At 44.1% G+C, this 23,664-nt stretch carries 27 protein-coding genes and 1 tRNA gene; 11 read left to right on the forward strand and 17 right to left on the reverse strand.

Annotated elements, in window-relative coordinates:
- Positions 1–149 precede the first annotated feature (149 nt).
- The 6 genes from QUB64_RS30860 to QUB64_RS30885 form a co-directional block, all read right to left on the reverse strand.
- Positions 150–608: a hypothetical protein gene (locus QUB64_RS30860; protein WP_333278064.1), complete on the reverse strand. Its 459-nt coding sequence runs from the start codon at positions 606–608 to the stop codon at positions 150–152.
- 114 nt (positions 609–722) lie between these two features.
- Complete coding sequence (locus tag QUB64_RS30865) at positions 723–1,394, reverse strand: hypothetical protein (protein WP_333278065.1); 672 nt, start codon at positions 1,392–1,394, stop codon at positions 723–725.
- Between the two features lie 799 nt (positions 1,395–2,193).
- A tRNA-OTHER gene (locus tag QUB64_RS30870) sits at positions 2,194–2,260 on the reverse strand.
- A 389-nt stretch (positions 2,261–2,649) separates the two neighbouring features.
- A complete protein-coding gene (locus tag QUB64_RS30875; RefSeq protein ID WP_333278067.1) occupies positions 2,650–2,970 on the reverse strand; it encodes a hypothetical protein in 321 nt (106 codons plus the stop codon).
- 10 nt (positions 2,971–2,980) lie between these two features.
- Positions 2,981–3,184 carry a radical SAM protein gene (locus QUB64_RS30880; protein ID WP_333278069.1) on the reverse strand — a complete coding sequence of 68 codons (204 nt, stop codon included), beginning with the start codon at positions 3,182–3,184 and terminating at the stop codon, positions 2,981–2,983.
- A 490-nt stretch (positions 3,185–3,674) separates the two neighbouring features.
- Positions 3,675–4,625, reverse strand: coding sequence for a GNAT family N-acetyltransferase (locus QUB64_RS30885; RefSeq protein ID WP_333278071.1), 951 nt, complete (start codon positions 4,623–4,625; stop codon positions 3,675–3,677).
- A gap of 327 nt (positions 4,626–4,952) precedes the next feature.
- Between QUB64_RS30885 and cpeB the strand changes: the two genes are divergently transcribed.
- From cpeB to QUB64_RS30930, 9 genes are all read left to right on the forward strand, one after another.
- Positions 4,953–5,507 carry a C-phycoerythrin subunit beta gene (gene cpeB / locus QUB64_RS30890; protein ID WP_333278073.1) on the forward strand — a complete coding sequence of 185 codons (555 nt, stop codon included), beginning with the start codon at positions 4,953–4,955 and terminating at the stop codon, positions 5,505–5,507.
- 76 nt (positions 5,508–5,583) lie between these two features.
- Positions 5,584–6,078 carry a bleomycin hydrolase gene (locus tag QUB64_RS30895; protein ID WP_333278075.1) on the forward strand — a complete coding sequence of 165 codons (495 nt, stop codon included), beginning with the start codon at positions 5,584–5,586 and terminating at the stop codon, positions 6,076–6,078.
- Positions 6,079–6,268: 190 nt separating this feature from the next.
- A complete protein-coding gene (locus tag QUB64_RS30900; protein ID WP_333278077.1) occupies positions 6,269–7,669 on the forward strand; it encodes a HEAT repeat domain-containing protein in 1,401 nt (466 codons plus the stop codon).
- A gap of 179 nt (positions 7,670–7,848) precedes the next feature.
- A complete protein-coding gene (locus QUB64_RS30905) occupies positions 7,849–8,463 on the forward strand; it encodes a HEAT repeat domain-containing protein (RefSeq protein ID WP_333278079.1) in 615 nt (204 codons plus the stop codon).
- Between the two features lie 136 nt (positions 8,464–8,599).
- Positions 8,600–9,256: an ester cyclase gene (locus QUB64_RS30910; RefSeq protein ID WP_333278081.1), complete on the forward strand. Its 657-nt coding sequence runs from the start codon at positions 8,600–8,602 to the stop codon at positions 9,254–9,256.
- A gap of 1,093 nt (positions 9,257–10,349) precedes the next feature.
- Positions 10,350–11,504 carry an FIST signal transduction protein gene (locus tag QUB64_RS30915; protein ID WP_333278083.1) on the forward strand — a complete coding sequence of 385 codons (1,155 nt, stop codon included), beginning with the start codon at positions 10,350–10,352 and terminating at the stop codon, positions 11,502–11,504.
- Positions 11,404–12,591, forward strand: coding sequence for a sensor histidine kinase (locus QUB64_RS30920; protein WP_333394313.1), 1,188 nt, complete (start codon positions 11,404–11,406; stop codon positions 12,589–12,591). Before QUB64_RS30915 ends, QUB64_RS30920 begins: the two co-directional genes overlap by 101 nt.
- A 259-nt stretch (positions 12,592–12,850) precedes the next feature.
- Positions 12,851–13,126, forward strand: a complete 276-nt coding sequence (locus QUB64_RS30925) for a CopG family ribbon-helix-helix protein (RefSeq protein WP_333278088.1) — start codon at positions 12,851–12,853, stop codon at positions 13,124–13,126.
- On the forward strand, positions 13,123–13,485 hold the full coding sequence (locus QUB64_RS30930; protein WP_333278090.1) for a type II toxin-antitoxin system PemK/MazF family toxin: 363 nt from the start codon (positions 13,123–13,125) through the stop codon (positions 13,483–13,485). Before QUB64_RS30925 ends, QUB64_RS30930 begins: the two co-directional genes overlap by 4 nt.
- A gap of 34 nt (positions 13,486–13,519) precedes the next feature.
- Here the strand turns inward: QUB64_RS30930 and QUB64_RS30935 are convergent, their stop codons facing one another.
- The 4 genes from QUB64_RS30935 to QUB64_RS30950 form a co-directional block, all read right to left on the reverse strand.
- Positions 13,520–13,996, reverse strand: a complete 477-nt coding sequence (locus QUB64_RS30935) for a DUF2656 domain-containing protein (RefSeq protein WP_333278092.1) — start codon at positions 13,994–13,996, stop codon at positions 13,520–13,522.
- 8 nt (positions 13,997–14,004) lie between these two features.
- The gene (locus QUB64_RS30940; protein WP_333278094.1) at positions 14,005–14,886 is read right to left on the reverse strand and encodes a HEAT repeat domain-containing protein; all 882 of its coding nucleotides are present in this window, start codon (positions 14,884–14,886) and stop codon (positions 14,005–14,007) included.
- Between the two features lie 9 nt (positions 14,887–14,895).
- Positions 14,896–15,174 carry a hypothetical protein gene (locus QUB64_RS30945; protein ID WP_333278096.1) on the reverse strand — a complete coding sequence of 93 codons (279 nt, stop codon included), beginning with the start codon at positions 15,172–15,174 and terminating at the stop codon, positions 14,896–14,898.
- Positions 15,175–15,257: 83 nt separating this feature from the next.
- Positions 15,258–15,866 carry a phycobiliprotein lyase gene (locus QUB64_RS30950; protein ID WP_333278098.1) on the reverse strand — a complete coding sequence of 203 codons (609 nt, stop codon included), beginning with the start codon at positions 15,864–15,866 and terminating at the stop codon, positions 15,258–15,260.
- Positions 15,867–16,182: 316 nt separating this feature from the next.
- Between QUB64_RS30950 and QUB64_RS30955 the strand changes: the two genes are divergently transcribed.
- Complete coding sequence (locus tag QUB64_RS30955) at positions 16,183–17,004, forward strand: pentapeptide repeat-containing protein (RefSeq protein WP_333278100.1); 822 nt, start codon at positions 16,183–16,185, stop codon at positions 17,002–17,004.
- A gap of 426 nt (positions 17,005–17,430) precedes the next feature.
- Here QUB64_RS30955 and QUB64_RS30960 read toward each other — a convergent pair whose 3' ends face one another.
- Genes QUB64_RS30960 through QUB64_RS30970 form a run of 3 tightly spaced genes read right to left on the reverse strand, consistent with a single transcriptional unit; the run spans position 17,431 to position 19,137 of the window.
- The gene (locus QUB64_RS30960) at positions 17,431–17,646 is read right to left on the reverse strand and encodes a hypothetical protein (protein ID WP_333278101.1); all 216 of its coding nucleotides are present in this window, start codon (positions 17,644–17,646) and stop codon (positions 17,431–17,433) included.
- An 11-nt stretch (positions 17,647–17,657) separates the two neighbouring features.
- On the reverse strand, positions 17,658–18,395 hold the full coding sequence (locus QUB64_RS30965; RefSeq protein ID WP_333278104.1) for a phycoerythrobilin:ferredoxin oxidoreductase: 738 nt from the start codon (positions 18,393–18,395) through the stop codon (positions 17,658–17,660).
- Positions 18,396–18,402: 7 nt separating this feature from the next.
- On the reverse strand, positions 18,403–19,137 hold the full coding sequence (locus tag QUB64_RS30970) for a 15,16-dihydrobiliverdin:ferredoxin oxidoreductase (RefSeq protein ID WP_333278106.1): 735 nt from the start codon (positions 19,135–19,137) through the stop codon (positions 18,403–18,405).
- 274 nt (positions 19,138–19,411) lie between these two features.
- On the opposite strand from QUB64_RS30970, the gene QUB64_RS30975 reads away from it, so the two are divergent.
- Positions 19,412–19,990, forward strand: coding sequence for a phycobilisome protein (locus QUB64_RS30975; protein ID WP_333278108.1), 579 nt, complete (start codon positions 19,412–19,414; stop codon positions 19,988–19,990).
- A 127-nt stretch (positions 19,991–20,117) separates the two neighbouring features.
- Here QUB64_RS30975 and QUB64_RS30980 read toward each other — a convergent pair whose 3' ends face one another.
- From QUB64_RS30980 to QUB64_RS30995, 4 genes are all read right to left on the reverse strand, one after another.
- A complete protein-coding gene (locus QUB64_RS30980) occupies positions 20,118–20,783 on the reverse strand; it encodes a HEAT repeat domain-containing protein (protein ID WP_333278110.1) in 666 nt (221 codons plus the stop codon).
- A 243-nt stretch (positions 20,784–21,026) separates the two neighbouring features.
- On the reverse strand, positions 21,027–21,335 hold the full coding sequence (locus QUB64_RS30985; RefSeq protein WP_333278112.1) for a CpeR family transcriptional regulator: 309 nt from the start codon (positions 21,333–21,335) through the stop codon (positions 21,027–21,029).
- Between the two features lie 431 nt (positions 21,336–21,766).
- Positions 21,767–22,534: a phycobilisome rod-core linker polypeptide gene (locus QUB64_RS30990; protein WP_333278114.1), complete on the reverse strand. Its 768-nt coding sequence runs from the start codon at positions 22,532–22,534 to the stop codon at positions 21,767–21,769.
- Between the two features lie 310 nt (positions 22,535–22,844).
- Complete coding sequence (locus QUB64_RS30995) at positions 22,845–23,612, reverse strand: phycobilisome rod-core linker polypeptide (RefSeq protein WP_333278116.1); 768 nt, start codon at positions 23,610–23,612, stop codon at positions 22,845–22,847.
- Positions 23,613–23,664 lie beyond the last annotated feature (52 nt).

Here is a 23,664-nt window from a genome sequence, read left to right on the forward strand (position 1 = left end):
CTTGCTTCGGCTACGCGGTTATCGAGCGAAGTCGAGATACAGCACCAGTCGCTCTTCGGCTAAAATGACTAATGACTGATGACTGATGACCACCCTTCGACTTCGCGAGCGGGCGAGATGACTAATGACTAATGACTAATGACTAATGACTACTGACTACTGACTACTGACTCCGCCCTTAAATCCGGTTCCACCCAATTATTCCGAGCTTCCCAGGACATCAGGTGCGATCGGGTGTAGTGACTCCAGGGTAAAGTGCGATCGGCATATTCGGCAATCAAACCGTTAGCCAAATGTACGATCGAGCGATTCGGGCTTTCATCAGCCAGATACTCGCGCACAGTTTGTGCCCAAAACAGCGTTAGCGTTTCGTGATACCCGCTGTTTGGTGTGGTTTCAATTCCTTGAACCGAGTTGTAACGTTTAATGCTATTGCGAATCGTATCGATCGCCTCTTGTTCCGATTCGCAAAACAGAAAATACCATAAAGCAACGGTTAAATGGGCTTCGTGCGTCCACTCGCTGCGCGGTAGGCTGCATTCTTGGAACGCATGGAGGAGGGTATCTATCTCGTTGGGCGATCGGTAAATTGCCAGTTTATTGCTCATAGCTAATACCAACGTATTTTTGAGGACTGAAGTCCTCACTACAAATCTGATGCGGACTGAAGTCCTCACTACAAACCTGATGCGGACTGAAGTCCTCACTACAAACCCGGTCTTTTAATTCTTACTGAGTTGTTCTGTGATGAACTTAATTTGCTTCTTGTTGCACTGACGTTTGCTCGCAGTATCCTTCCATATTTTTACATGAGAGTAATATTTAGTTACTTCTAATTCTTCCCGATCTACCAGCTCAATCAGATACCAAATTCCATCTATCTTGCGATAATGATGATCGTCATCGATATTAACAAAATCATCAGGCTTTTTGGGAGGTTCTTTTCTGACTTTGTTTGCTACACATAGCATCCGCGTCTCGGGATGAACGTAAAGTTTATCACGCCACTTACCAAGTTGACGGTGAGCTTTGCGACTGTAAACAATTCCATCAACTAACACAGCATCTCTTTCCACAAACTCCCAGACATGGGATAGAATATGTTTTCCAGAAAGCGTACTGATATTAAGTATTTGACACAGTTCCCTGTAGACATCATCCCAATTTTGTCCTACTTTGCTCCGCAGCCAGCGAAATAAAGGCCCCAGACAATCAGAAAAATATTTGCTTTTCCTTCTCAGTTTTAGTAGATAAGGGCTCAACAGTCCATCTGTGCAGGCTGCATCAGTAAGTTTATTCAAAAATTTCTTGTTTCCTTTCACCTTTTTTAAGCTGCTTCTCAACCCACCGCGAGGTCGTTCGATGACGATTCTATCTAATCTATGTTCGCTCATAATTATTGAAACTTGCTAATCAAATTATTGGCATACCAAATCCACTTAGAAATCTCCCCTCCGACTCGGTATTTGAGACCGCACACCATGAAACTCAGCTCGCACTGTGCGCGGATTCAAGGGAAAAAGCCCGGATTCGGCATGAGATTTAGCTGCAAAGATGTTAAAATTTAAAACACTTCGCACAAGTCAATAAAGCTTTAAGCACAGCCGTTCTTACCAGTTTTATTTGGCAGTGGACGCGCAAACCTCATCTAGAACTAGAGACTCGGAATGCTTCCCTAATTCGATCGCTCGAATATCGGTACCTTAGGGCAGTTATATTTACTAAAGTGTGTAAGCTTCATCAGTTGGGGCGCGAAGTATTTCGTTTGTTGTCAGGACTGAAGTCCTTAAAAAATTGGAAGTTCCGCACAAGTTTAAAAAGCGGTTTAACGTACCGATTGCTCTACCCCTGAGCTACAGCCCCTTAAACGGGACTGACAGGATTTGAACCTGTGACCAATTGGTTGAATAGTGTGTATGCGCTTCATATGTTAGGGCGCGGAACTAAAAATTTAAGAGGGGATATTCTCCTTTGTTTTCGATAAGGTTTGTAGTGAGGACTTCAGTCCTTCTTTTTCTGCGGACTAAAGTCCTCACTACGAACCTTTATCCCATAAGGTTTGTAGTGAGGACTTCAGTCCTTCTTTTTCTGCGGACTAAAGTCCTCACTACGAACCTTTTTTATGAAGAGAAATCAAATCAAAATGTTGGTGGTAGTAAAGGTCACTTCGCGCAAGTTAAGAAAGCCGTTGTTCATACGCAGGAGTTGAACCCGCAACCTTTTCTTTAAAGAGAAATGCTCTACCAAGAGCTAGTATGTAAGCTTCATTTGTGAGGGCGCGAAGTGGAACTTTGTAACTGCGTGACCGATCTAAAAACTTCAGATATAAGAGGGGGCGCACGAGTCAGAGAAGCTTTGTATTTTGCGCCTTGCGGCGAGGTGGGAATCGAACCCACGATTCGATTTTAAGTCGAACGTTACCAGTTTGTAAGCTTCTTTTGTTGGGGTGCGCCCCCGAAAACTGATATTTTTTGGTGATGATTTTTTATACCGCGCAAGTTGGAAAAGCTTTTAACAAATTCTAGCGTGTTTACCATTTCACCATAAAGACCGAAGCCTTCAGCGGGACTTGAACCCGCAATCTTTTCAGAACTAGAACCCTAATGTTTGTATGCTTCTCGAATTAGGGCGCGGAATAAAAGTAAATTCTTAGCCGTAAACTGCCTCTGGGCGGACAATTAAATCACCGCTGGGACGGCGATCGAACACGTAAGACTCGAAGCGATCGCTCTTGACATCAAAATGATTGGCTAGACGTTCCTGAATTGTTTTGTCGCTCATTCCTACCGTGATACCCAGTTGGTTTTCTGCCACATCATAGGAACGTCCTTCAAAACGAATGTGAACCATAACTGTTACCTCCTTAAGCGATTTGAGATTTGAGATTTGAGATTTTGGATTAGTAGCTTTTCTGCTGTTGAGTTGTGGCGTTAGTCGGTAAAAATTGCCAGCATTCGCATCTGCGCCCACACGACAATTTTTACACAAACAAACGCCGCTCTAAATGGTAAGCTTGTTTGAGATGGCGGATTTCTTCAGTCTTTTGGGCCGAGCGCGATCGATCGCAATTGTTCTGTTCTGAATCCGCCTGAAATTCGTTGGAATTCGGTTGACTTGGTACAATATCTGACTCGTCGGGTCGAGTCAGTTTGTAACTGAACACTCTCGTGAAAAGTAACAACATGACAATTAAGTCTCTATTGCAAGACTTTCAAATTGATGTTCCTTGAAATCTCGAACGCTATTTATTTGTCAAGGTTCAGATTTGGTACGGAAAATACAGGTTTTTGGCTCTCCTGTGCTTTCCATATATTTATACTACCCACATACTACATAATTGTCAAGGGGGTAGGAAAACTTTTTTAGATAAAACTTTTAGGGCTGATGAGAAACCGGGTTTTTTGACAAAAATATGGCGTTTGAACTCGCAAATCCGTTAAAAAACCGGGTTTCTGGAGTTGGAGTGCGATCGCCAACTGTACACTCCCGCCCAGAAACCCGGTTTCTATGAGAAATATTGTTTGGTGACAAGGCCTACACAGAGAAACCGGGTTTCTTAAACCCTGTGCGTCAGTCCCGCCCAGAAACCCGGTTTCAACGAGAAAATTCTCGTTCCTAGTCTCTGCCTGGGAACCCATACCCGGAGGCTCTGCCTCCTAAAATACTGACATCGATCAAACATCCTTAACATAAGAAATGCTGTCGCGAATCTTGTGGAAGCCCGCAGACTCGTAAAGTCGCAATGCACCGGAAGGATTTGCAGTATCCACGCCGAGAATCGCAGTCTCGACACCGGCAGCTTTTAGTCGCTGCAAGCCAGCCAGCAACATCGCTCGTCCCAATCCAAGTTTGCGGAAACCGCGCCGCGTACCAAGAACAGCAATCCAGCCTTCATTTCGTCCAGTACGATCGCACTCTTCGGAGTTAATTTCGCAATAACAGAAAGCTGCAAAAGTCCCGTCAGCAGCTACAGCAATTAAGTCTAAATCCTTTCTATAACTGGGTTTTGCTAAATCGTATTTAAATTTTTCGACTGTTAAATCGTGGTGGTTCCAGTGGTCGATAAACGACTGGTTGAACATTTCTACCCAAGCTTCTGCATCCTGTTCGCCGGGGAATACACGCAGCGCAAAACCTTCGGGAAATTGGGGTTCTGCGATCGGTTCCGAGAGCGATCGCGCCATGCGACAAAAATAGCGATCGACTATAAAACCGCAATTTGTAAGTACAGAAATGCGATAGCGATCCTCAGCCCTAGCCCAGGATCGGAGTTTCACTGGCTTACCCCGTTCTTTTGCTACCTCGCGCATCCGCCCTTCGCCCCAAGCCACTATCGCCGCTTCCACATCCCCGCAGCGGGCCTCGGGATGGACGTAAAACGACAGCCCACCGTCGATGGGTTCTCCTGTTTCCGAAATCCACAACTCGGAGAAACCGATTAATTTGCCGCCCGCATCTTCCCAAAGGCAGATATCGCGAGCTAAATCTCGGGACGGTTGGTTAAATTCTTGTTCCAATTCAGAGATGGAAGTGCCTTCATCGAGCCGATCGACTGCTTCGCAAGTATTGATTAAATCGGCGATCGCTTCCAGGTCACTTTCACCCGCGTAGGGTCTGATCGACATACTTAACATAGCTTGCGAGCTCAGGATGTGAGTTTAAATCACATCTTGCACCATTGCCCACAAGTTTTTCAAGGGTGGGCGCGATGCCCCACAAGTAACTTGGTGTCTTGCTTCATAGGCCCGAAAGCCTGTTAGGCGAGAATGGTGGAAGATGTCAGTTCAACGAAAAAATGTGCTTTTAGCGACTAAAGTAACAAATTGTTACTTTGTTTCTCAGGAATGAGACGAAGGCATCATCCCAAAGATATATTCAAAACCATCAAGTTCGTCACTAAGTTGACCAACTGAGATAAGAAATAATTTTTCGTCTAAGTTAAGGAGAACTCAATGCTTGACGCTTTTTCAAGATCTGTAGTTTCAGCCGATGCCAGCACCTCCACCGTCGGTGATATTGCTGCCCTCAGAGCTTTCGTTGCCAGCGGCAACCGACGCTTGGATGCTGTAAACGCGATCGCCAGCAACGCTAGCTGCATGGTTTCTGACGCTGTTGCCGGTATGATCTGCGAAAACCAAGGCTTGATCCAAGCCGGTGGTAACTGCTATCCTAACCGCCGCATGGCAGCTTGCTTGCGCGATGCAGAAATCATTCTGCGCTATGTCACCTACGCTCTTTTGGCTGGTGATGCTTCAGTTCTTGATGACCGTTGCTTGAATGGTTTGAAAGAAACCTACGCAGCTTTGGGCGTACCCACCACCTCCACCGTGCGTGCAGTTCAAATCATGAAGGCTCAAGCCGCTGCTCACATCCAAGACAACCCCAGCGAAAAATTTGCTGGTGCTAAGTTGCGCAAAATGGGAACAACCGTAGTTGAAGATCGTTGCGCTAGCTTGGTTGCTGAATCTTCCAGCTACTTCGATCGCATCATTTCTGCCCTGAGCTAGTTCATTGCTAATCGCAATTCGCTCAGCAAAATAGAAACTACGCTCACAGTCAAAATCAGTTTAGGAGATTTAGGAAATGAAATCAGTTCTCACCACCGCGATTGCTTCTGCTGATGCAGCAGGACGCTTCCCCAGCACCTCAGATTTAGAATCAGTACAAGGTTCTATCCAACGCTCTGCTGCTCGTTTAGAAGCAGCAGAAAAACTGGGTAACAACCTGGATTCAGTTGCTAAAGAAGCTTATGATGCTTGCATCAAAAAGTATCCTTACTTGAACGAATCCGGTCAAGCTAACTCCACCGATACTTTCAAAGCAAAATGCCACCGCGACATCAAGCACTACCTGCGCTTGGTTCAATACTGCCTAGTAGTTGGCGGCACAGGCCCTCTTGATGAATGGGGTATTGCTGGTCAACGCGAAGTCTATCGCGCTTTGAGCTTGCCTACTGCTCCTTACGTTGAAGCTTTAAGCTTTGCTCGTAACCGCGGTTGCGCTCCTCGCGATATGTCTGCTCAAGCTTTGACTGAGTACAATGCTCTTCTTGACTACGCCATCAACTCCCTGTCCTAATTAATTAGACAGGTTTGTGATGTCGTAACTGGGTAGTTTCTACCCCGACAAGTCTAGGAACTCTTGGCTCATTGCTTTACCGATTTCGGTGAAGTAAGGGTAAAGAATTCCTGGGCTTGTTATTGTGTTTAAATAAAGATATGCTGTTAGATCGAGTTTGATCGATTACCAATAAGAAAAACGGTTTGTAGTGCGGACTTCAGTCCGCTCCTGCTTGCGGACTGAAGTCCGCACTACGAACGCCAGGAACTTATTATTGCGATCGTTCAAGCGAATTGATATTACAATTAATCCCAGACGGCTAATTTTTATGGATAAACGCTTTTTTAGTTTTTTTAATTTAACGGAAGATCAGGCGATCGCCCTTTTAGATACGCCACAAGACCAAATCGGCGAAGAGGATTCCCGCTACATAGCCGCTTCCCATTTGATAAATTTTCCTACAGAGCGATCGATCGCAGCACTGATGCGAGCAGTACAGCAAACCGATCCATCCCTAGACAACCGCATTGTCCGCCGCAAGTCAGTGGAAACCTTGGGAAGACTCCAAGCTGTCCAAGCATTGCCGGTGATTCGCACTTGTTTGAGCGATGATGATTGTTACACCGTCGAAAATGCCGTTTGGGCGATCGGCGAAATTGGCACTCAAGACACCGATATCCTAGAAGAAGTTGCTCAATTGCTGGATAAACCCGGACAAACCCACCGAGTAATTATCCACACCCTGACTAAGTTAGATTATCAGCCAGCGGAGGCAAGAATTCGCAAATTTGTCAATGATGCCGATCCACCAACTGCTAGTGCTGCGATCGCCGCAATTTGCCGCCTAACCCGAGACTTTTCTCAAATGGGAAAAGTTGTCGCCATGCTACAACACAAAAATGTCCTAGGGCGCAGATTATCAATTCAGGATTTAATTGATGCCCATTACTACGATGCCATTCCCAATATTGCCAAATGTCCCGTATCATTAGTCTTTCGGCTGAGGGGAATTCGGATGCTAGCAGCAGCCGGAATCGCTGACAAATCCCTAACATTTGAGACAATTAAACCCTATTTAGAACAAACCTTGCGGGACGAACCCAAAGATTTGGATTTAGTGCACAGTTATGAAAAATTACCAGATTTACCGTTTCTGATTCAGCAATTATACGAAACGGATTTTGGACGTTGCTATTTAGCAACAAAAACCATTTTAGAACATTACTCAAAGGATGCACCTGCTGCACTTTTTGCCACCTTTGCCGAAGAAGCAAACAATGACTACGGAGCGCATTTTCATGTAGTAAAATTGTTTGGCTGGCTCAAACACGCTCCCGCCTACGATTTGTTATTGGAAGCTTTGAACAACTCCCAACCACAGTTTCAGAAATCCCGTGCAGCCGCGGCGATCGCCCTAGGGGAACTCGGAGAGCAGCGTGCTATTCCAGCATTGCAAGCCTGTTTGGAAACAAAAATCTGGGATTTGCAGTATGCTGCATTAATTGCCCTCGAAAAACTAGGCGATCTCAGCGGCTATAAAACCGATGCGACCGCTCGAGATTGGTTAGTACAAGCTAAAATAGAAGCTCATAACTCAGCAAAATCCTAATTATCTTAATTGAGGAGTTATCAGGTTTGTAGTGAGGACTTTAGTCCTCTGATGCTGCGGACTTAAGTCCGCACTACAAACAGTTTCGATCGCTAGTAATCCAATTGACACGATATTACTCAGAAACCAGAGTATTATTCCTTATTCCTTATTCCTTCTTCGTTCTTCCTTCTTAAATCATGACAACAGATGCTTTGTTTGAACAGCTAAAACACCCGAATCCTCATATGCGCGATCGGGCGATGTTTGAAATTGCCGATTCCCGCGATGAAAATACAATTCCTCGACTGGTGGCCATTTTAGACGACGAAGATGTCGTTTATCGTCGGGCGGCGGTGAAGGTGTTGGGTGCGATCGGCGAGGATGCAGTACCATCGGTAGTTGACGCATTGTTAAACAGCGACAACGTGACGGTACGAGGAAGTGCAGCGAAAGTATTAGCACAAGTTGCGATTAATTATCCTGAATTATCTTTCCCAGAAGTCGGTTTGCAGGGATTAAAAAAGGCGATTGATGACGCTAATCCTGTGGTTCATATTGCAGCCGTGATGGCCTTGGGACAGATGGGTTCCTCTGCGTTTGAGATTTTGGTGGAATCGCTGACAACAACAGATAATGTAGCGGTACAGGTGGCGATCGTGAATGCCCTTGCTTCTGTGGGCGATCCTCGTTGTGTAGAAATTCTTACCAGATTTGCTAATGATGAAGCAGTTGATTCCTACGTGCGGGAATCGGCGACAAGTTCTTTATCGCGGTTGGATTTGGTGATGAATTATAAGCGTGCAGATAGTTAGGTTAATGGTGGCATAGGATTGACAGGGCGATTTTTTTGGGTATAGAACATTTAAAATACTATAGAATCAGAACCGTCAGTCTTTGATTGCAGTATCAAGATTTTTACTAACCCACATCATAGGAAGATTAACAAGTATGAGTACAACTCCCGGCTTACCCCTCTGGGTGCAAGATAGAGAAGAAGTTCTCAAACAGGATGATGGAGTAGAATGGCGCGACGGGAATCGTCCAGACTATTCTCGCACTAATGCTTTCTTGGAAAAGGAACGGAAACACAATCATGCCGAAGGGTCTTTAAATGCGATCGCCTATAACTTGGTGAGAACATTTGAAATGGAAGCATCCTTCAAAACCAATCCCCAACAATGGATCTCTGTAGTTACGGATAAATTCCGTATGAGCACTAATGGAGGAAAAGAATACACAGCCCAAGATGTTGTAGATCAGGGAACCTATAATCTATTTCTGGAAAACTCAGATTATTACCGCGCCTCTGATGAAACCTTTCAATCATCCTACAACCTGTTTCACACAGCTTTTCCCGATGGCTTTCACTGGGAATTAGTCGAAGTCGTTGCCGGGCCTCCTAACGTTGTGTTTAAGTGGAGACACTGGGGGACTTTTAAGGGTTCTTATAAAGAGCATCAAGGGACAGGAGAAACTATTGAAGTTATTGGTCTTAGCATTGCTAAAGTCACAGAGGATTTAAAGATTGAGTCTGTAGAACATTTCTTTGACACCAATAATTTCTTAACAGGGTTAACTAGAGGAGGATGTCCCGTAAGTCATTAATCAAAGGAAGATTGTAGGGGGCCCCGTTTTTGGATATAGCACGAAAAACTAGGCTTTGATCCGACGGGGCCCCCCGCTAATTGTGCCAGTTGCGTAAGTCCTGATAGCGTTTTGTAGTGGCAATTCCCCCTAGCACTACCGTCTGTGGTAAAGTTGCCTCCAAGACTGAAGTTGTAGGCTAATACCAATTCCCAAAAGTATTGCTAAATACGAGCGTGCTAGCATCTGTAGGGAAACGGCCCAGCATCCGTCCGGCGCGGTCAGGAGCAACTTTTCATAATTGTTATAAAATTGATGATTCTGGCAACACTTTTTTAATAGGACTGACTCATCTCAAATCCGGTTGCATCCTAATTGTACGCGCTGGGCGGGTTATATAATTTGTCGATACTTATCAAATATATCGGCAAAATGGCCCCTACCCATTGGTGTCAACAATCGCCTGAAACCATTGATAAATCTCGTTTTTAGCAGAGCGTCGATCCCCCTCGCATCCTTTCAAGGTTGTAGGGGGACGAAAGAGAAGACTTTTATCCCCCCCGAATCGTTGCGGGGGCTAGGAGCGGGAGAAGAGCCTTAATCGCCAGACAGAAGACTGATAATAGGTTTGACGTTAAGTTGACACCAATGGCCCCTACAAAACTCCATCAGATAAAATTCCGCATCAAACGGATATGAGATCGCGGGTGGTCAGAAACCGGGTTAGATGCAATACGCGATTGTTAACGCTTTTTTTGTCCGAAGAGAGCTCAAAAGAGCGGCAATTGCAGTGTCTGTTTTTCAAACGTCTGGCCCACCGCACTGTCTTAACCCAAGCGTATTGGGGTTAGATGGACGAAAATGCTTGGTTGTAGTCCACAGTAAGGGTAAAAAACTAAGGTTTGAAGGCCTGAATGCGTAAGTTATATTTAAAATTGACAAGGCGGAATTTTTCGCTATACTCATAAAATAGCAGGGCTAAAAATCGATTGTTGATAGGCTGCGATCGCCGTCAAGTTTGTTAAAAATTAATACAAAATCAGGAATCTAATAGTAGATAACAACTATGTATATTTCTGTAATCATTTAGTGTCGAAAATACAGGAGCAGACCTATGTTAAAAGCTGTCGTTGGTCATAGCAACGATCCTGACTCTCTAGCGGCAATAACAGAAGTGCTAGAGCAATGTGATGATTCCCTATCAGGCGAACTTCCTCAAGCAGGTATCTTGTTGGCTGCCATTGATTTCGATCATACCCTAATTTTGCATCAAATTCATCAGCAATATCCCGAAATTCAACTGATTGGTGGCACAACGGATGGAGAAATGTCTTCTGTTTTAGGATTTGAACAAGATTCACTTACCCTCATGCTATTTTGTTCCGATCGCATTACTATCCGTGCTGGGATTGGACGAGGCATTTCTCAGGACTTGGAGGCGGCGATTCAAACTGCTATTGTTCAAGCAAAAACAGGTCATCAAGATCCGATTAAACTTTGTATTACCTTCCCAGAAAGTCTAACCGCAAGTGCCGTATTGATTTTAGATAGCTTGAATCAAGCTTTAGACAAACAAGTCCAGATTTTTGGCGGACTGACGGCGGATCAGTGGCGCTTCCAACAAACCTATCAATTCTTCGGGACAGAAGTTTGTAGCGATGCGATTCCCATTCTTTTAATCTCTGGAGATATTCTCTTTTCTCATGGCGTTGCTAGTGGCTGGAATCCACTTGGTAAAAAAGGTACAGTCACCAAAGCCTCTCAAAATATCCTGTACGAAATCGATCGCCAACCCGCTCTAGAATTTTATCATCACTACTTGGGGAAATTGCCGCCCTCTTCAGAATATCCCCTGGCCGTGTTTGATTCGGATGAAAGTCATTACTATATGCGAGCGCCCAGTGGGGTTTACGATCCAGCCGTCGGAAGCGTGACCTTTTTTGGGGACATTCCCGAAGGCGCGATCGTTCAAATTACCGAAACCACCCATGATAACATTCTGACTGCATCTCAAAGATCTATGATGCAAGCCTTAGAAAATTATCCAGGTAAAGTACCTGCGGCGGCTCTGTATTTGTCCTGTGCTAGTCGGCGACAAATTTTAGGTAGTCGGACAAAAGAAGAATATGCGCTAACTCAAGCCTGTTTAACCCAGGCATTGCCAAGTTGTGGGTTTTACACCAATGGCGAAATTTCTCCTTTCAAAAATCAGAAAATATCCTGTTTTCATAATGAAACCTTTATTACTTTGCTACTTGGAGGACAATAATAATATGCTATCAGAACAGATAGATAATTTAACAAAAACTCAGCAGCTCGAAAAAGAAAACCGAATTTTGCGAAAAAAGTTAGAGCGAGCGGAAAAAAACTGTTTGGAACTGGAACAAACCAATCAAAAAAAGGAGTGTTTGCTCCGACAAATCATCCATGAGCTAGAAGATTCACAGAGGGAAGTCAAGGAAAAGCGTCAGTTAGAAGAGACATTGCTCGAACTTAAACGAACTCAATCCCAACTTGTTCATGCTGAGAAGATGTCTAGCCTAGGACAGCTTGTAGCGGGTGTGGCCCATGAAATCAATAACCCCGTTAACTTTATCCACGGCAACCTCACACATATTCAGCAATATTCACAAAACCTGCTGGAATTAGTGCAACTATACCAGCAGAACTATCCCAATCCCGTCGCTGAAATTCAAGCTAAAGAAAATGAAATTGAGCTAGATTTTTTGCAGGTAGACTTACTCCAAATCATGAAATCCATGAAGATTGGAACCGAGCGTATCCGTGAAATTGTGTTGTCGTTACGGAATTTTTCGCGCATGGATGAAGCCGAGTTCAAGTCAGTAGATATTCACGAAGGGATAGATAGTACATTGCTGATTTTGCAACACCGTTTGAAGGATAATCGAGGTTGCTCAGAGATTAAGGTGATTCGCAATTATGGGAAGTTACCGTTGGTGGAGTGTTATGCTGGACAATTAAATCAGGTGTTTATGAATATTCTGGCAAATGCTATAGATGCGATTGATGAGGTGAATTATAAAATAAATCAACAACAAAGAAAAGAAAATCCAAGTCAAATTACTATTTCTACATCGGTGATTGATTTAGACTCGGTGGAAATTGCGATCGCCGACAGTGGAGGCGGAATTACCGAATCAATCAAAAAACAGATATTTAATCCATTTTTCACCACAAAACCTGTTGGTAAGGGAACCGGAATGGGAATGGCGATCAGTTACCAAATCATCACCGAAAAACACGGCGGTGAGCTAATGTGTTTTTCAACTCCGGGCACAGGGGCAGAGTTTGTGATTCGTATTCCTGTCAAGAAAAAAGACTACAATCTGGTATAATAGTTAGCAAAAAATTGCTCGTGATACCCAAGAAAGTATCAAGGCTTTGGCTGTGACGGCTTGATTTGTGCGATTCCCTTCGGGATAGCTTCGCTTCACGAGATTGTAGGGTCGTTATTTTGGGATCTAGCACGAAAAGCTTTTACGCTTTTCTCCTTTCAACCTTAAAAACATCCTCGCTCGATACATAACTATTTTGAAAAAAAAAGTTAAGATAGATATCTAGAGAACATTCAGGTTTCAGTTAGGAGTGATTTTGATGTCTAATCCTACAATTGAAGCAAAAATCAGTCTCCCTGCTAATTTACTAGAAGCGACCGATCGAGCAGTAAACCAGGGAAAAGCGAAAAGTCGTGATGAATTTATTATGCGGGCTATTCGTAGAGAATTAGCGGCGCTGAAACGAGCAGAAATTGATGCAGCACTAGCAGAAATGGCAACCGATCCAGAATATCAAGCTGAAGTTTTACAAATGGAGGCTGAATTTGCTACAGCTTCTTGGGAGGCGTTTAAATTGGCGGACTCTCAAGAATGAAAAGAGGAGAAGTTTATATAGCTCGTCTCGATCCTGTGGAAGGTTCTGAACAAGGGGGAAATCGTCCGGTGATTATAGTTAGTCGCGATGCAATTAATTCTAGTAGCCCAGTAGTGTTGGCAGTTCCCTGCACCAGTTACCAACAAAACAAGCGGATTTTTCCAGCTCAGGTTTTGATTCAAGCTCCTGATGGAGGATTAGAAAAGGATTCAATTGTTAAAGCCGATCGAGTGCGGGTATTGGCCAAAACTAGACTTTTCCAAATGCTGGGAAAGCTTTCAGAGGCAAAAATTGCCGAACTTAATCGCGCTTTAATGATTGCTTTAGATTTACCAGGACAAGATGATGAGGAAAGTTAAAAAATGGCAAAATTGTGGCAAGTGAACTACAAATTTACCCCTTCCTCCTTTCAACCTTAAATACATCCTCAATACTTTTCCCGGATGTTTTCTCCTCCCACCCCAGCGCCATCAAAAAACTATCCGCCGACTGAGTTTCCACCACATCAACTCCCCATTGTCCGGGTTGCAATGCTTCCGGATCGTCACTCAAAGGCGGAGTTTTCTTCAATCCAGCTAAAATCAAAATATCAGGAAAAGTACCATCTACTTTTCCTTGACTCATCCGCTTATCCACCAAAGCTTGAGCGCAAAATTCTCCCACTTGAGGAGGAGAAAAATCCTGATGAGGAAATAAAACTTCTACCATCCAATGCGGATGATTTAATTCACGGCATTTAATCTGAGGATATTGACTCAAACCCTCAGCAAATACCCGAGTTAAATCTTCCCTGCTTAATGGCGGAAAGACATCTTCTGGCATATCAAAGTTGTGAGAAAGTAGCATCCGTCCTGTGCCAGATTCCGTCATATTTTTAGTTACTTAATTTGAGAAATTGCCAACTTAATTACGCCTTGCACTGCGGCTTCCGATTCCTTAGCTAATGCGGTTTGTAGGGGTTCGATCGCACTTCGATCGCCCACTTTCATCAAAGACAACGCCGCCGCCCTGCGACTTTCGCCATCACCGTGGTGCAGCAACTCAATCAGATTGGGGATTGCAGGCTTGTATGCGAGATTTCCTAAAGCAGCCGCCGCCTCGCAGCGCACGTCAACATCAACATCCGTTAGAGACTTCACCAAAATCTCGAATAACTCGGCTTTCGGCTCTTCCTGGGCGACTTTGGCGATCGCCCCTACCACCGCCCCGCGCACCACAGGCGAATCAGAGGCGATCGCCCGATACAAATATTCCTTCGCACCCGCCCCAATAAACGCCAGTGCCCAAGCCGCATGACCGATCGTACTTTCCGGCAAATTACTTGATGCTAAAATATCCAACAAAGCCTGCACAGAAGGTTCCCCAATCCTCGCCAGCGCCCCAATCGACGAACCCTTAACCACCGTATCCTCATCATTTAACAAAGCATGAATTAAATTAGGAACAGCAGTCGGATCGCCAATCAAAGTCAGAGTTTTAGCCGCAGCACGCCGCACAACCGGATTAACATGATTTCCCAAAGCGTCCAACAAAAAAGGAGTAGCATCTTCACCGATTTCTGCCAAAGTTTCCGCACAACGCAGTCGAGTCATCCCCCGCGTATCTCCCAAACATTCAACCAGACGCTTCAAGAGTTCAGCATCATTAGCATCAAAAGTATCTAAATCTATTTGTTCAGTAACTTGTTGAAGCAAAGCATCTGTTTCTGCATGAGCCAACAAAATTGAAGCATCCTGAGATTGAGCGTTAGAATTGACCATAATTATCACCTAATTATTTGTAGTTATAGCCGCCAATTGAGTGCGAAGACTGTCTAGTCCAGCATCAATTTTAGCAAGTTCCGGCTCAATTTTAGCCATAGCTGCTTTTTGTGGCAGCTTTGCCTTTTGTGCTGCCGCCATTGTCTCATTCACCAAACGTTCTCGATACCGCTCAAATTCGGCAATAACTTCCACCAATTCTTCCGCCTCTATCTGCGTCGAATCTTCTGTTAAATCTTCGGCAGATTCGTCGCGATCGGATGTTGTCAAATCTTCGTTTTCAGACATAGTTTTGATAGTTGGATAATTAGTCCGCGTGGACTTTGTTTTTGTAGCCGCGATTTCAATCGCCGGGCTTTTATTTGTGTACTTTAATGTGACACCGCACCCGCCCCAGAAGCCCTTAAGCGATTGTGTTCCAATAAATCTTCTAAAACAGAGGGAGCAATACAACGACGCTCAGAACAGTATGCCATTTGTTTAACCCCATTGCTCATTTGAACAGTCATCACCCGCACTCGAAAATGATCGTTAATAAACCAACAGCGTTCCTGTCCTTGATTTGTCTCATATTCCGTTTCAATAGTCAATACCCCATCATCAGCAAAATTGTAAATACCAATCACCGGAATCCCTTCAACATAGCCGCGATTTCGCAGAAACTTACCCATCTTCGGATTATTGGGATTCGGCACATCGATCAAAATTGCAGCATAATTTTGGTTGGGGATGGCATCATCCAAATTATCTTGCCACATAAAACTGCATCCCCCACTAACTAAAGCGGGATCTACATTTTGCTGTTGACAAACCTCTAAAACTCTGGGATCATCAATAGACAAGACATCGATCGTGACATTAGATTCTCCCGACTCATCAGCAGCAGCAGTATCAAAATTGTGGACTGTTCGCTGAGTGAACCAAACGCCCTCACTCTTGCGAAAAAAATCCATCATAGTCATCGGTGGTGTTAGCAGCATTTCTGTGTCAGCTTAGCGAGAGGAATAGAGCAAGTCCCGTTGTCAGTCGATTTTAGATTTTAGATTTTAGATTTTAGATTTACTTGCAGCTCCGTGAATCACCGGAGCTTGAACTAGCGTCTAAAATGTGGGGATCTCCACGACTGCAATCGGGGGCGGGTACCCGTTTTTGGGTGGGTAAAGGGGATGGGAGCGGAATCAGATCGGATTTTGGTTAAGAAAATTAACTTTCTGGCGATCGCTCTTCAATCAAATCCTAGGATAAATGACACCGGACAACTTTGAGCAATTCCATCAATAAATCTTCAAAAATATAATGGCACCTCGTCAACACTCATTTTTCCTCTCACAGCCCCTGACTCTCACAGAAGTCTTACAAGCGATTGAACACAGTAAAAGCCTAGCTCAAAGCAACCTCCAGGGAATCAACCTCAGCCAAATGGATTTATCCGGAATTGATTTGAGCGGAGCAAATTTGATTGGAGCCAGCCTCAGCAAAACCAATTTCCAAGGCGCCAATCTCCAGGGAGTTGACTTCCGGCGCGCCAATCTCCGAGACGCCAATTTAAGCGGAGCAAATTTACAAGAAAGTTATTTTTTTCGAGCAGATTTACAAGGTTGCAATCTAGCCGATGCCAACTTAGAAGGAGCTAAATTCAAATTAGCTTTATATGATAGCAAGACTGTTTGGCCGGAAGGATTTAATTATCAAAAATCCGAAGCTATTGGCCCGAAAGCTAGTCTGAGCGGGGCTTTTTTGAATGCAGCCAATCTCCGAGGAGCGGATTTGAGTTACTGCAATCTGCGCGGTGCTTATCTCAGCGGAGCCGATTTAACGGGAGCAAATTTAGAGGGAGCGGCGTTAAGTGGAGCTAATCTTCAAAATGCTTTTTTGACTGGTGCTTATTTACGGAATGCGATGTTGATTGGAGTTGAATTGCAGGGCGCAGATTTACGGGCGGCTGATTTGACAGGAGCAAATTTAGACCAGTTGCAGAGTATTGCTGGTGCTGATTTCAGCTTAGTACAAGGATTGAGCGCCGAAACGAGAGCGATGCTTTCCAGTCGCAATTCCAAGGAGTTAGGTACTTGGAATTGTTTTACTCGGAACAATACAGCTCAGAGTCTTGCAAACTAGATATCGTTTGTAGTGCGGACTTAAGTCCGCCAATTGGGTTCGTAGTGCGGACTTAAGTCCGTCAACCCCGTTCGTAGTGCGGACTTAAGTCCGCCAATTGGGTTCGTAGTGCGGACTTAAGTCCGCCAATTGGGTTCGTAGTGCGGACTTAAGTCCGTCTATTCAGTTAAAGCTGTAGGGTGCGTCGCCGTTGAAAATGCCTAAATAAACATCGACAATCTCACAGATCCGCACCTAACAAATAGCGTTGAACTCGTACCCAAATAAAACAATCTCAATCTTGGAAGCTCCCGGTGCGTCGCTATCAGATTTGCAATAATTAGTTAGATATTTTTCACAGCGACGCACCCTACAACTCGTACCCTGGTAAAACAATGTCAATCTTGGAAGCTCCCGGTGCGTCGCTATCTCATTTGCAATAATTAGTTAGATATTTTTCACAGCGACGCACCCTACAACTGCTAAAACAATCTCAATCTTGGAAGCTCCCGGTGCGTCGCTATCAGATTTGCAATAATTAGTTAGATATTTATCGCAGGCGACGCACCCTACAACTCGTAAAACAATCTCAATCTTGGAAGCTCCCGGTGCGTCGCTATCAGATTTGCGATAATTAGTGAGATATTTTTCATGGCGACGCACCCTACAACTTATCAGTGTTCGAGGTGGCGTTCCAAGTCGAAGAGAAAACCGTGAATATACTCTTCAGTCCACTCCTCGCCATAAAAGCGCAGAAACATTCCCCTAGCAGGATCTTTCGCGGCCCGATAGTTGATATAATTGCGTTGTGCCTGAAGAATCTCTGCTAATTTTTGACTGTCAGTGACTGGTTGCGCGCGATCGACCAAATCGAGATAAGCTTGTAGATAATCCTTAAAAGCATCAAACACCAGAGTTTGCACAGCCTCAGTTTCCTTAGGACGAGTCCACAGAAAAGCCGGAGAAAAGAAAGGTTTTGCCTCTTCCGGAAAATCGCCACCCCAGGGCAAATCTTTTTGATACTTGTTAAAAATCGGTAAAATCGGCTCTGAGTATTGCTTCTGATAAGCAGCATCATGAAAAAGTGGCTGCATATCCAAAGCAATCAAATGTCCCCCCGGTAAAGTCACCAAATCCGCCCCAAAAAAAGGCAAATCATAATTAATTTGCGGGAAAATCACAAAATTCAGTACCTGAAGAGCATCACCACCCTCAACATGAGCCGCCCGAATCTGCCGCAGTTTTGGGGATTGAAAAGCATAGCTAGTAGTGACAACCAACTGCTCTTTTTTTCCTTTCCCCGTGATACATTCTTTTCTTTCAAAACCAGCCGGAATCGGATAGGGAGCTAAATCAAGTCGCTCCCTTAGTAGTGGAATGGCGTAATCTAAAAAAGGCTGATAGAGAGTCATCTTTAATTTATTTTGCTCCGGCGGGAACCGCTAAGGGAACAGCATCTTCAAACAAAAACTCGTACAAAAAGCGCTCTGACCATTCATGACCAAAATAGCTACCGAATAGCCCGGATGCGGGGTCTCTTTCTGCACTATACTGGTCGTAATCTTTCTGTGCTTTCACAATCCGCTGAACTTCTTCGGGAGTTGTCAGGGGAGTAGCTTGCTGTAGCATTTTCCAGTACAACTGCACGTATTCTTGATAGGCGGGAAACAATTGGTTGACTACTGTTTCGGCGTCGGTTTTGGCAAAAAGCAAATTTTTGGAAAAATACTGGTTGGCATCATAAAACTTCATTTCTAAGTCTTGTACCAACGAGCTGTATTTACCTCGAATTTCGGTCAAGGGTTCGATATACTTATCTATGTAAGGGCGATCGCGAAATAACGGTTGAAAATCGATCACTACCAAGATTTTCTTTTGTCCAAACGCTAAAAAATCAATTCCTAGCAACGGCACATCGTAATTGTGGTTTGGATAAATCACACTGTTAAAAATTTGCGCCGTTTCCCCAGCATCGATGTAGGTGTAGCGAATCTTTCGCAATTCTGGGCATTCATAGCACCAACTTTGAATCGTGGCGGGATTTTTACCTCTTTCACTCACCACAGATTCCAATCCAGAGGGAATGGGACGGCTCTCTAGTGCAAAGTTGTCAAACAGTTCTTTTTCTAGAAATTGCTGAAATGGCTTAAACATAGATTATAATTTAGCTCCTTCAATCTCTGCCTGAACACAGGATAATAGGCGATCGCCCTAAACCTAGTCTCTTTTATGGATAACAAAGTAATATTTCGTTATGAAACCATTCGTTATGAAACCAAAGGTGCGATCGCACTTAATCTCAATGAAGACTTTGTACCACACTCTCATCTTTGATTTTATCAAATGTAACAAATCTTAATAAGACTTCTCATAATTCTAGTCTATAACTTGGATCGTGTCCAACTACCTCAGTACAAATTTAATAGCTATGCAACTAAGTGAAAAAGCCAAACAATTAATTCCCAAAGCCAGAATCGTCAGCTTTGCCACTTGGAAAAACCTCTATCCAGATCCAGTTATCGCCATTTTTCAAAAGGCTGACGATGAAAGCAGATATCTCACCGACGCCGATTTAGAAAACCTCAAAAATCTGCTCCCCGATAGTTCGTTAATGTTAGAAGAAGCGAGATTGCTGCGAGAACAAGCACCTAACTTTGTATCCAAGGCCAGGGAAAAAGTGCTAGCCGACTTTCCCAATATCGCCGAACCAGGTAATGACCTCTATCCTCCAGAACGCGCCGAAGCCTGTTGGCGAGATTTTTGGCACTTCCTGCGCTCTGTCTCCTATAGCATAGCAGCGAAAAATCCTGAATTTACCAGTCAAGCCGGACTAGAAAACATGGAACTACTTTATCAAGAATTGCGAGTTCCCGTGGCGGCAATGCTCTGTGGATTAGAACAATTAAAAACAGTCTGTTTACAGCAATTTAGTTCCCAGGAACAGGATTTATCAGGTCTTGCTTTTGACAACTTAATCGCAGGCTTAAAACAGTTCAGTCAAGCTTGAGCCGTTAACAATCGCAGGAATTACGCACAGGCATTCAAGAAACCGGGTTTTTCACCCACATTCCTCCCACTCCAGGCAATATTGCGAAAAAACCCGGTTTTTGCCTCTAGAACTGCATAAAATATTCTTAATTATTCTCAAGCAAATTTTCTAAAGCAGCACCAACCACTCGATGGTGAGAGTCTTGGCGCAGTTGACTCAACACCTGCTTCGCCTCAGGAGCATCAAAATGCTTCAAAGCAGATGCAGTGTGCTGGCGAATCCCTTCATACTCAGAATCAGCCAGCAACAACAACCGATCGAGTGCCGCTGGTTCCTGACTGCTTCGGGCTAACGCACCGAGCGCATCCACCGCCGCTTCCTGGGTAGTCATATCTTCCCCAGCTAAGGCTTCCACGCACACCTCAAAAAGTTCGCTGTAGCACTCCATATCCACCAGCGCGCCCAGAATGCTGCGACGCACCAGCCAGTGGTCATCCTGAATAAAAGTCAGCACTAAATGAGACGCAGCGCACCTACCGAACAGCGACAGGGAATTTGCAGCTTCGGCTCGCACATTCGGAGTGTTATCAAATTTCATGATTTGCAGCAAGGCCGCGAAAGATTCGGCGGTTTGCTGCTGTCCAAACGCCCTGCTGACAAAGGTGCGTACTAAAAATTCTGGATCGTTGAGTCGAGCTTTTAGCAAGGGAACGGCAATCTCTGGTGTATAATCTTTCAGAGCTGCGATCGCCTTAAGTCGATATTGAAAATCAGAATTTTCTAGAGACGCTTCAATTTCGTGAATATCCATAACCGGCACAGAGCAGGACTTTTCCTTACTTTAAACAACAGAGTTCACTTTGTGCAACTGAGGATCGCGAATTAAATAATTTACACAAGTTTGTGGGGCGATCCCGACGCCCGCGGGTCCTTTCTGGACGGGATCCCCCGCCCATCCCACAAGAAGCATAAAAATTGTAAGTTATTTAATTCTCATTCCTGACCAAAATTATTTTAACACCGAAGTCATTTTTTAACAACGAACCTGCTTGATTTAAACTCTCTCATCAAATCTAGTCTGAAAACTGCCATATTTGAACCAATATTGTCGCAGTTCGTGATGAGGTGTATGCAAACTTCCTTTCGCGTGATAGAGCATCACTTGTCGGTGATTTCCCATCCACACTCGTTTGAGCGGTTCCACAGAAATTAAGCATCCTCCTAGACTGGTAATACATTCCTCAAATCTCTCAACGGCTGGGTAGTCTAAAGTTTCAAAAATCAAAAATTGACCTGAGAAAATTAGGTGACGACTTCGTATCCAAGCCTGCATTTTTTTATCAGCGATTGGGGGTAATACCATTTTAGATTTTAGATTTTAGATTTTAGATTTTAGATTTTAGAAATAGTTATGGACGCACTCCGACCAAAGATTTTTTCCTTCTGACTGACATCCGTTACATCCGTTATAACCCACATTCCGCACGTCAATTTGTAGTATACCAAGTAATACAAAAATTCTGAGTTATTTGACGTTTTATTTGTTTACTTTGCGTATTAATACTTACTTTGTTTCTGTTTTGGTGTTTGCCAAACTACCAAACAGGTGTAATAATTACATATTACATTTTGAAGTGCGGAATGTGAGTTATAAAATCCGTTGCCGAACTTCCTTCTTCTATAAATCAATTTTTGGGCTTTTTTCCCATGGAAAAAGAGCGAATAATAAACTCGCTCTAGAAAAAGTAGAAGAGACCAAAGCTAAATCAAAACCAAACTGAAGCCTCAGGAGATTTAGCTAACTTCAGTAATGCTGATAATTTTGCCACCAGTTTTTTGGATACTCTGAATTTGCCGAGAAAGTTGAGCATAGCCAACTTCATAACTGATGTTGCTCGTTCTGACTTTAGCACCACCAGATTTGCCCGCCACAATCCGAAAACGCTTGCCAGTAGTGCTAGAAGTTCCACTGGAACCAATGCTAGAAAGTTTGATTTTTTGAGGTATATTGCTGGCAACAGTCGCAATTAACTGAGGTTTATTGCTGCTATCGCTAGTGGATGCTCCACCGAGCAAAGAAACCATCCGATTAAAACCGACATTCTTGATGCCAGTTTGGCTGCGAATGCTGCGAGGATAGGGAACGACATTTTCGCCAAAATTTTGGGTATAATCGTCGCTATCAATGTAAGAATCGATTTCGGCTCCGTAGCCTTTGCTGTTGCAAGTTTGGACGTGCTGAGCAATTTCTGTTTGTTCCAGAGGAGCGCGACCCAGCAAATGCTTGCAGTTTAACTCAATAAACCGATAGGGAGAATTGGTGTTAAAAAACAGAGATTGATAGAGTTCTGATTTTGCCACTTGTCTGACAAATTCGCGTACTGTAATATCGCCATTCCGCAGTAAGGATTCGGCACTGGTGAGACGCTGGCTTTCCATCAAGTGGACGTTGCCTAATACTTGGCGGTAAGCAGCGCGAATTACTAATTGTAAGTCGTCTTCCGTTGCATTAGAGCGCAGTTCTACTGGGTCAATGACGAAACTTGCTGTTAAACTGGACATGGTTTTTCCTAAACTTAATAAAGTTGTTTTGACTGTGAGAAAATGTTACAGCTTCGGGCGGTTTTTACTATTAAAGAATAATTCTGAATTCACAAAAGTCAGAAATAATCAGTCACAAAAAAAGTCAGAAGCGTTGGCGATCGAGTAAAAATCTCAAGTCATAAGCAAGACGGAGGGAGCATCCCTGTTTGGCAGAAAAATTATTTTGGTGTGGTGTGCGCTAGAAAGCCGACATCTAAGTCACAGGCTGTTTTGCCTGTGCAACAAAAAGTAAATTGACTGCGGGGATACTCCCCCATCACTCTATGGCTTAAGCAACTTCGGTGATGCTGACAATTTTTCCGCCAGCGCGATGGATGCGCTGAATTTGCGGGGTCATCTTTGCACCAGAGACAAGATATTCAGTGTTGCTCAGTCGGCGAGGGCTATCAAATTTAGCTCCCTTGACTACAATCTTGAACATTTTTTCGGTGGCATCTTTGGAAGCACTAAGACGACCGCCTGTGCTTGGTAAAGTAATTTTGTTACCACTATTACCAGCTACGAAGTCAACTAAGCGAGAAGCGGTAAAAGCACTGTCAACTCCTGCATAACCTTGATACAGGGAAAGGGTGCGATTGTAGCCAACTTGCTTTTGTCCGACTTGACTTTTTGCCCCTTGATAATAAGGGACTGTATTTTCGCCAAATTTGTCCTGATATTCTTGACTGTCGAGGTACGAGTCAATTTCTGCGTCGTAGCCTTTTTCGATACAGGTGCGAATATGCTCAGAAAGTTCTGCTTGGTCTAAGGGAGCGCGACCTAACAAATGTTTAAAGTTGAGTTCGACAAAGCGGTAGGGAGCGCAGGATTCAAAATACCGACCGCGATAAAAGTCAGATTTTGCCACAGCGCGGACAAATTCCCGTACTGTCATCGCACCATCACACAACTGGGATTCTGCCACAGTCAGGCGTTCGCTTTCCATCACGTGGGGATTCCCCAACACTTGCTTGTAAACCGCGCGAATGACAGCCTGTGTATCATCCGAACTAGCCGTAGACCAAAGTTCTACTGGCGCATCTAAAACCACACTCATTGAGTTTCTCCTAAGACTAAATAACGCTTCTAAACTGAGAATTAAGGATTGC

Origin of the sequence: Microcoleus sp. Aus8_D2, assembly GCF_036702665.1 — a bacterium.
GTDB lineage: Bacteria > Cyanobacteriota > Cyanobacteriia > Cyanobacteriales > Microcoleaceae > Microcoleus.